The 7,095-nt window shown below is 74.4% G+C and carries 7 protein-coding genes; 2 read left to right on the top strand and 5 right to left on the bottom strand.

Annotated features, from left to right (window positions below; genetic code table 11):
• Positions 1–462: 462 nt before the first annotated feature.
• Positions 463–927, bottom strand: a complete 465-nt coding sequence (locus AB0J67_RS38090) for a hypothetical protein (protein ID WP_363490179.1) — start codon at positions 925–927, stop codon at positions 463–465.
• On the bottom strand, positions 924–1,511 hold the full coding sequence (locus AB0J67_RS38085; RefSeq protein WP_363490177.1) for a DUF1772 domain-containing protein: 588 nt from the start codon (positions 1,509–1,511) through the stop codon (positions 924–926). Before AB0J67_RS38085 ends, AB0J67_RS38090 begins: the two co-directional genes overlap by 4 nt.
• A gap of 172 nt (positions 1,512–1,683) precedes the next feature.
• Here AB0J67_RS38085 and AB0J67_RS38080 point away from each other — a divergent pair, with 172 nt between their 5' ends.
• Together AB0J67_RS38080 and AB0J67_RS38075 are read left to right on the top strand one after the other, a co-directional pair.
• Complete coding sequence (locus AB0J67_RS38080; RefSeq protein WP_363490175.1) at positions 1,684–2,832, top strand: histidine kinase; 1,149 nt, start codon at positions 1,684–1,686, stop codon at positions 2,830–2,832.
• Positions 2,829–3,491, top strand: a complete 663-nt coding sequence (locus AB0J67_RS38075) for a response regulator transcription factor (protein ID WP_363490173.1) — start codon at positions 2,829–2,831, stop codon at positions 3,489–3,491. Before AB0J67_RS38080 ends, AB0J67_RS38075 begins: the two co-directional genes overlap by 4 nt.
• A gap of 88 nt (positions 3,492–3,579) precedes the next feature.
• Here AB0J67_RS38075 and lepB read toward each other — a convergent pair whose 3' ends face one another.
• From lepB to AB0J67_RS38060, 3 genes are all read right to left on the bottom strand, one after another.
• The gene (lepB, locus tag AB0J67_RS38070; protein WP_363490171.1) at positions 3,580–4,323 is read right to left on the bottom strand and encodes a signal peptidase I; all 744 of its coding nucleotides are present in this window, start codon (positions 4,321–4,323) and stop codon (positions 3,580–3,582) included.
• Positions 4,320–4,835: a SigE family RNA polymerase sigma factor gene (locus AB0J67_RS38065; RefSeq protein ID WP_363490169.1), complete on the bottom strand. Its 516-nt coding sequence runs from the start codon at positions 4,833–4,835 to the stop codon at positions 4,320–4,322. Before AB0J67_RS38065 ends, lepB begins: the two co-directional genes overlap by 4 nt.
• Before the next feature lie 151 nt (positions 4,836–4,986).
• Entirely contained in the window at positions 4,987–6,855 is a 1,869-nt protein-coding gene (locus tag AB0J67_RS38060; RefSeq protein WP_363490167.1) for a hypothetical protein, read from the bottom strand.
• Between the last annotated feature and the right edge of the window lie 240 nt (positions 6,856–7,095).

The following is a 7,095-nucleotide window of genomic DNA, read 5'->3' as shown; positions in this document are numbered from 1 at the left end:
GCCAGCAGCATGCCCGTCACCAGCAGGAACCGACAGGCGTAATCACGTATCCGAATGCGCGACAAGATCTACTACTCGTGAAAGACCGAGGTTAGGCGGGGTGCGCTTCCCCATTTCAGGCACTGGCCGGTGTGTGATTTAGCGACACATCATCAGGGCCACCACCTCCGAGCCACGCCTTTGATGCTGAATTTCCTGGAGTGGTGCAGCCGAGAAGGCCGTCACTCAACCGTTCCAGAGGGGCATCGAGGTCCGTTGCGAGTCAGCCTACGCTGCGAAGTCCCGAGACCCTATCCGTTGCGAGGCTCAAGCGACGACATCACCTACCGAATCACCAAGGCGGGCCGACAGGCGGACTTACCAGCACTGCGCGACGTTACGTGCTAGCTCGGACGGCGCCTGACCGTCCTGATTCGGTGCTGACGCGCCGCCACGCCCTCAGTCGGCGTGGCGGGCGGAGCCTCAGACTTGGCCAGGCCGATCCGGCTCGCCAGGCACCACCCGGCGCAGCAGCGCCGCGACCGCGCCCGTGACGGCCCCGACTACCAGGCCAGTGACGAGGCTCGACACGGCCGCGGCACCGCGCAGCAGCACCTGCTGCACGGCCGGGTCGACGTCGGCGAGGTTGCCGCCCAGCGCCGGCGGCGCCCCGTCGAAGGCCGCGTCCCAGAGCAGCTGGTGGCCGGCCGCGAGGAACACCCCGTACACCGAGCCGATGAGCAGCACGGTCAGGAACGGGCGCGGCGGGCGCCGCCACAGCACGGCGGCGATCCAGCACAGCGGCGGGACGAACACGAGCAGGGCGTTGACGAAGCTGCCCTCCTGCACGACGTCCAGGTCGTGCAGGACGACTCGGGGCGCCGCCAGCGCGGCCAGCCCGACGAGGACGGGCCACGAGAAGCCGGACCCGGCCGTGCGCGGCGTCATCGCTCGGCCCCGGCGGCTTCGGCCCCACCGGCGGCCGCGGTGGCGGCAGCAGGCGCGGTGGCCGGGGCGGGCGTGGTGGTCGCAGTGGCGGCGGGCGCGGTCCGCACCCAGCGCAGCAGGGCGGTGAAGACGAGCACCGCGGTGACCGCGCCGCCCGCGAGGCGGACCCAGTGCCCGGCGACGAACTCGGCGGCGACCTGGCGCAGGTACTCGTCGCTGTGGGTGCCGACCGGGTCGACGAACATGATCTCGTTACGCGGCCAGAAGAACACCGCGGAGAACAGGAACTCGCAGGCGAGGAAGGTCAGCGTCGCGGCGGCGATCCACCACCGCAGCCGCCGGTGCCGCCAGGTGAGCACGGTCGCGGCGAGGCTGCAGACGACCACGCTCGCGCCCAGCGGCGGGAAGTAGTCGCTCGGGCCGCCCGCGACGATGAACTCGCGGGCCAGCTCCAGCGATGCGGGCGGGTCGCGGAAGATGTTCGGGTACAGCATCACCGTCTCGGCGGCGACGCCGCCGAACGACATCATCGCGGCCCATACCAGGGCGATGAGCACGATCCAGGTCAGTCTGGTGCGGGTCATGAGGGGTCCTCCCAGGGTGTCTTTCCGGTCGCCGTCGACGCTAGGTCCGCCTGCCCGGCACGTCTGCCGAGCGGCGGCGCGAGCTCCAGTCGCTTCTCGGCGTACGGGGCCGCGACCAGGTGTCGCCTGCCGGCGACAGCGCTGCGGCCCGGTGCCGATCTAGGCTCGGAGCGTGCCTGCCAGCCGACCCACCCGCACCGACGCGCTCCTGGCCGTCGGCACGTTCTGCCTGGTCGCGGCTGCCGTGGCCACGCACGGCGGAGCGGCCGCCCAGCTGGCGCCGGGTTACGCGTTCGCCGCCTGGTTCGGGGCGCTGCCGCTGCTCGGCCGGAGCCGGCCGGTGCTCGCACTGCTGGCGGTGGCCGCCGGCATCGTCGCGTACTACATGCTCGACCTGGCCCCGATCGGGCTGGCCGTGCCGGCGGCCGCGGTCCTCTACACGGCCGCCGAGCGGGGCCGGACCCGGGCCGCGGCGGTGGTCGCCGGGACCCTGCTGGCCTCCTCGATCGGGATTCGGCTGGCCGAGGGCGACGACGCGTCGATCGTGCTGGGCCTGAGCCTCGGCTCCGAGGGTGCGCTGATGGTCGCCGTGATCGCCCTCGGCGACGCCGTACGCAGCAGGCGCGCGCTGCGGGCCGAGCTGGCCCGGCAGGCCGCGGCCGCGGCCGAGGAGCGCCGCGCGGAGGCCGCCCGCCAGGTGGAGGCCGAGCGGCTGCGGATCGCCCGGGAGGTGCACGACACCCTGGGACATGCGATCTCCGTGGTGACGCTGCACTCGGCGGTGGCCGAGGAGGCGCTGGACGACGGCGCGTCCGAGCAGGTGCGGGCGGCGCTGGGCGCGATCCGGGCCGCGGGCGGCGGCGCGATGGCCGAGCTGCGGGCCACGCTGGGCACGCTGCGCCGGGAGGCGGACCGCCGCGAGCCGATGCCGGGGCTCGACGAGATTCCCGCGCTGCTCGACGGGCTGGCCCGCGCCGGGCTGCCGGTCGCGCTGCACGTCAGCGGCGAGCTGAGCACGGTGCCCACGGTCGTGGGCACGACCGCGTACCGGGTCGTGCAGGAGGCGCTGACGAACGTGCTGCGGCACGCGCGGGCCACCCGCGCGGAGGTGGCGGTGCGGGTGACCGGCGCGCTGCTGACGCTGGAGGTCGTCGACGACGGCCGTGGCGTGGCGCCCGCGGAGCCCGGGGCGCCGGGCTATGGTCTGCGCGGCATGTCGGAACGGATCGCGCTGCTCGGCGGCACCGTCGACGTCGGCACCTCGGCGCTCGGCGGCTTCCGCGTGCACGCCGACCTGCCCCTGCCCGGGGGCACGGCATGACCGCGCTGCGCGTCGTGCTCGTCGACGACCAGCACCTCATCCGGGCCGGGCTGCGCGCCGTGCTGGAACGGGCGCCCGACATCACCGTCGTCGGCGAGGCGGGCGACGGCGCGGCCGGCCTGAGCCTGGTCCGCGCCGAGCGGCCCGACGTGGTGCTGATGGACGTACGCATGCCCGGCGTCGACGGGATCGAGGCGACCCGGCGCATCGTGGCCGATCCGGCGCTCGCCCGGGTCCACGTCGTCATGCTCACCACGTTCGACGACGACGAGTACCTCTTCGAGGCCATCCGGGCGGGCGCGGTCGGTTTCCTGCTCAAGGACACCGCCCCGGAGGCGCTGCGCAACGCGGTGCGCACCGTCGCCGGCGGGGACGCGCTGCTGTCGCCCGCCGTCACCCGCCGCGTGCTGGCCGCGGCGGCGCGCACCCCGGTCGCGGACGCCGGGCGGCTGTCCGCGCTCACCGAGCGCGAGCGCGACGTCCTCGCGCAGGTCGGCGCGGGCCGGTCGAACGCCGAGATCGGCGCGGTGCTGCACCTGAGCCCGGACACGGCGCGCACCTACGTCAGCCGGCTGCTCACCAAGCTGGACGCCCGCGACCGCGCGCAGCTGGTCGTCATCGCGTACGAGAGCGGGTTGGTCCGCCCCGGCGAACGCTGACGCCGCCGGGCGACGAGGTGCGCCCGGCGGGCGGGGGTCCCGGGGTGGAGCCGCTGCCGTGATGAGACCGGCGGCAGCCCGCCGCCCGTCAGCTTCCGGGCGTGGCCCGCGTCTCCGGTTTCGGCCCCGGTGGGTCGACGTTGTCGGTGTCCCCTGGGCCGTCGTGCGGGGGCGCGCCGGGCACGGTGCGGACCTGGCCGTCCACGCCCCGGATGCGCACCGCGACCCCGGACACCGCCTCCAGCGGCAGCGGGCCGAGGTGCCGCGAGTCGCGCGCGATCTCCCGGTTGTCGCCGAGCAGGAACATCCGTCCGGGCGGGACGGTCACCGCGGCGAACGGTGCGGTGCCGGTCGCGGCGGCGTACGGCTCGGCCAGCGGTGCGCCGTTGACCTCGACCGCCGGGCAGCGCCCGTCCGGGCCGGCCGGGCAGGCGACGGTGTCCCCCGGCAGCCCGATCACCCGCGACAGCAGGTCGAACTCCTCGCCCTCGAAGACCGCGCGGGCCAGCACCACGTCGCCGCGGGCCGGGGCCGCGGACCGGTCGAGGATCACCCGCTCGTCGAGGGCCAGGGTCGGCTTCATGGCCCCGCTCAGCGGGAGCACGGTGAAGAAGTCGGTACGCCCCAGCAGCGTGCTCGCGGCGAGCGTGGCCAGCACGGCGGCACCGCAGCCGGCACCGAGCAGCGCCCGGCGCCACCGGCCGCGGCGCCGCCGCTGCCGGGCCTGCCGGAGCACGTCGGCGGCCAGGTCGGCGCGGGCCCGGGTGGCGGGCGCGGCCGCCGCGGCCAGCTCGCGCAGCCGCTGTGCCGGATCGTCGAGGATGGGGGTCATCGCGTCGTCTCCTTCGCCGGGTGGGGTGCGGACCGCAGGATGTCGCGGGCCCGGTCCAGGCCCCGGGCGAGGTTGCTCTTGACCGTGCCCGGCGCGCACCGCATCAGCGCGGCGGTCTCGGCCTCGCTCAGTCCTTCGACCACGCGCAGCACCACCGCCACGCGCTGGCGCGGCGGGAGCCCGGCGAGCATCTGGTCGAGCTGCGCCCGCGCGGCCACCGCGTCGGCGTGGTCGGGGTCGGCCGGGGCCAGGCGCGGCTCCAGCTCCACCGGCAGCGGCACCAGGTGCCGGCGGCGGCCGCGGTCGCGGGCCAGGTTCACCAGTGCCGCGCGGACGTACGCCTCCGGTGAGTCGAGCCGGCGCGACCAGTGCCGGGTCAGCCGCAGCAGGGCGGTCTGCAGCACGTCCTCGGCCTCGGCGGCGTCGGGCACCAGCAGCCGCGCGAAGCGCAGCAGCCGGTCGCCGTGGGCGCGCACGAACTCCGTGAAGTCCTGCTCGTCAGAGGGGGTCACGTCAACCAGGAACGAGATGTGCGCGCCCGGCGTTGCATCGCGGGCCGGCATTTCCGCGGAGCCGACGCTGATCGGTCACGCGCAACCGGCCGTCGCCGGATCCGCACTCCGTCCCGATCCCCCATCCGCGCGGCATCCGCGTCCGGCGTGCTCAGCCCGAGGCCAGCACGATCACCCGGTCGATGGCGGGCATGACCAGCTCCTTGTCCGGGTTGAGCACCACGCCGTGGCCGTCGCCCGGGTCGGCGAGCCGGTAGCCGATGGCGACCTCGGCCCGCCGGTACGCCGCCTCGACCACGGTCGCGAAGGTGACCTGGGCGGTCGGTCGCAGGTAGTAGCTGGCGGGCCGGATGTAGATCTCGGCGCCGTCGGCGTCGAACAGGTCGGCGAAGACCGACTCCAGGTGCCGGTTCTCCGAGATCTGGGTCATCAGCAGGCTCACCAGCTGCTCGCTGACCACGAAGTCGTCGGCCTTGGTCAGCTGCGCCAGCGCGCGGTCGCGCTCGTCGCGCATCTCGCTGACGATCGAGCCGGGCCCGCGCCCGGCCAGGATGTCGCGTACGTGCAGCAGCGTGACCAGCACCCGGGAGTCGGCGGTGAGGGCGTCCAGGTCGTCGTCGGCCAGCACGATCACGTTGTGGTACGCCACCACGTCCAGCGTCTCCAGCAGGCCGCGGTCGCGGGTGTCGCCGGTGCGGGCGCGCAGCGTGAGGTTGCGCAGCCGCGACGCGAGCCGGTTCACGGCGCCTGCGGCGTCGGCCCGGTCGATGACGACGTCGACCGTCGAACCGGCGGTGACGTACACGTCGAGCTGCTCGATGATGCGGGTGGCGCGCCGGTTCCAGCCGAGGATGAGGGTGCTCTCGGGCGCGGCGGGGCCGCGTACGGCGTGCACGATCGCGGTCTCGTCGACCGGGAACCGCCCGGTGGCCGGCTTGATCGTGGAGTCGTCGCGGGCGAGCAGCACGATCCGGTCGCCGGGGCTGATCAGCGTGCCGGGGGGCGGGTTGAGCACGGTCTTGCCGTCGGCCAGCAGCAGGCCCAGCGGGCAGCACTCCCGGTATGCCCGCAGTGCGTCGGCGAACGGGCGGTTGACCAGCGTCGGCTCGACGGTCATGTAGATCTCGTCGCCGCCGAAGTCGAACAGGTCGTGGTAGACCACGGACAGCTTGGACTGGCGGGCGGTCTGCACGATCAGCCGGGCGCCGATGTCGTCGCCGTCGAGCACGACCGCGTCGCCGCCGGCCAGCTCGGCGACGGCGAGGTTGCGGCTGTCGCGTACCGCCGCGACGACGTGGTGCGGGCGGCCCCGGAACGCGGGGCCCTTGTTGATCGCGAGCAGGATCTTGAGCACGAACGCGTCGGCGTCCTCGGGCGGCACGCCGTCCGGGGCCAGCACGATGATGGAGCGGGCCTCGTTGAGGTTGACCAGCTCCAGGTCGCGCAGGTCGAGCGGACTGCCGGTGCGGAACACCAGCCGGGTGCGGCCGGTCTCGGGCAGCCGGTGGCGGACCCGGTCCTCCATGGCGACCTTGTCCTGCTCGGCGAGCACGACCACGGCGGCGCGGCGGCGGCTGGCGTTGGCCTCGATCAGCTCGCCGAGGACGGTGTAGATCTGGTCCGACCAGCCCAGCACGACCGTGTGGTCGGTCTCCAGCACCTGCGAGCGGCCCTTGCGCAGCTGCTCCAGCCGCCGGTTGACGCCGCTGGTGAGCAGACCGACCAGGGCGCTGACGATGAAGATGCCGCCGAGGGCGAGCACGAACATGAGCCCCAGGACCGGCCACTTGCCGTCGACCGGCGCGGACAGGCTGAACGCGGTGACGAACGTCTCCCAGAGCAGCAGCAGCGGCTCGTCGCCCTTGCCGGTCGGGTCGACGATCTCCACCGCCGCGGCGACGACGAGGATCAGCACGGCCGACGCGGCGGCGAGCCATCCGATCAGGCCGATCGTGCCGCGCGACAGCGTGTTGTCGAACCAGTACCGGAACTTGGCGCGGAAGCCGACTCTACGGGCCATGGGCTCGCTGTCCTTCGAACGCAGGAAGGGGGAGGCGCTGCGGTCGTGCGAGGTGCGGGCTCACTTTAGTGGCGGCGCGACGGGGCTCGCGGCGGGGTTCCGGTGTGGACCTGCGAGGTGGGAGCGTGCACCGCGGCCGCCGGTCCGCACAGACGGCTCAGGGCCGCCGGGACGTGGCAAACCCACAACCAACGCCACCGCGGCTTGACCGAGCAGGCCGCCGACGCCGCCGTCGACACC

The organism is Catellatospora sp. NPDC049609 (genome assembly GCF_040675365.1).
Classification (GTDB): Bacteria; Actinomycetota; Actinomycetes; order Mycobacteriales; family Micromonosporaceae; genus Catellatospora.
Note: the sequence above shows the minus strand (reverse complement) of the source record. Positions and strands in the feature narration are given on the sequence as shown.